At 66.4% G+C, this 1452-nt stretch carries 1 protein-coding gene; it reads right to left on the reverse strand.

The genetic code is table 11. The annotated features are described in order from the left end of the window. Nucleotides 1–19 precede the first annotated feature (19 nt). Nucleotides 20–1210, reverse strand: a complete 1191-nt coding sequence (locus tag ACFY0D_RS40225) for an IS110 family transposase (RefSeq protein WP_390802814.1) — start codon at nt 1208–1210, stop codon at nt 20–22. Between the last annotated feature and the right edge of the window lie 242 nt (nt 1211–1452).

Genomic DNA, 1452 nt, shown 5'->3' on the forward strand with positions numbered 1-1452 from the left:
CCACCTCCTAATGACGTTGTCAAGCTGCGACTGTGACACGGAGTTCGCGTTGGAAGCACCGTCCGTCACGTATGAGTGCCCACAGGACGTTCACCCGTCGACGGGCCAGAGCGAGGACCGCTTGGGTATGGCGCTTACCTTCGGCGCGCTTGCGTTCGTAGAAGCGGCGGGACGCGTCGCAGTTGCGGATGCTGATGAGCGCGGAGGTGTAGAAGACGCGTTGCAGGCCGCGGTGGTAGCGACGGGGGCGGTGCAGGTTGCCGCTGACGTTGCCCGAGTCCCGTGGAACTGGGGCGACACCTGCGAAGCTGGCCAGGCGGTCGGAACTGCCGAAGCGGCTCATGTCGCCGGCGGTGGCGGCGAGGAACTCGGCACCCAGCAGCGGGCCGATCCCGGGCATGCTGGAGATCACTTCGGCGAGTTCATGGTCGCGAAACCGGGCCGCGATGAGCTTGTCGATCTCGGCGATCTCCTCGTTGAGGGCCATCACCTCCTTCGCCAGCGTGTGGATCACCTGTGCGGTGATCTTCTCCCCGGGCACGGCGGTGTGCTGGCGCTCAGCCGCCTCCAGGGCGGCCTCGGCGAGGGCTTCGGCGCTGCGGACTTTGCGGTTCCGAAGCCAGATCTCCAGCCGCCTGCGGCCGGTGCGTCGCAGAGCGGCCGGAGTCTGGTAGCCGCTGACAAGGGTCAGCGGCCCGACGTTGCCGAGATCAAGAGAGCGTTCCAACGCGGGAAAGATGCTGGTGAGTTGGCCGCGCAGGCGGTTAATCCGGCGGGTGCGGTCCACGTTGAGATCAGCCCGGCGGTCCGTGAGAATCCGCAGTTCGACGGTCTGCTCGTCGTCCGGCCGCAGGATCGTCAGGTCTCGTCGCATCCGGGCCTGGTCGGCGATGACCGTCGCGTCCTTGGCGTCGGTCTTGCCCATACCCCGGTAGCCGGCCGAGGCACGATTGACCGCCAGGCCGGGTATGTAGACGAGCTGCTGGCCGTGGTTGAGCAATATGTTGATCAGCAGAGTGGCCATACCGTCGGCGACGTCGACCGCCCAGACCACGTCCCCGTCGATCGCGAGTGCATCGGCGAGCAAGGCCAGCAATTCCGGTTCGTCGTTCAGCACCCGCCGCGACAGCAGCTTCCTGCCCTCGGCATCGAGCACCACGCAGTGGTGGTGCGTCTTGCCGACGTCTGTCCCCGCCCAGATCTTGGCCACCTGTTCCTCCGGTCGTTCGGTGTGCGCTGTTCGTCCGGACGACCTCGCCAGCGTGGTCCTACTCAGCGATGCACCCGAAGGGGCTCGCAGCTCCTAATCAGCGGTCAGGTCGTCGTGAGACGCCGGGCGGCCAGGTGAGGCGAACCATCGAGGGCAACCCCTTGAAAGCCATACCCGGCGTCTCTGGGCCTCTGGACCTTACGACGGCCCGTGCAACCCACCAACAACGTAGGACCCCTTGA

Source organism: Streptomyces sp. NPDC001502, assembly GCF_042894785.1.
GTDB lineage: Bacteria > Actinomycetota > Actinomycetes > Streptomycetales > Streptomycetaceae > Streptomyces > Streptomyces kutzneri.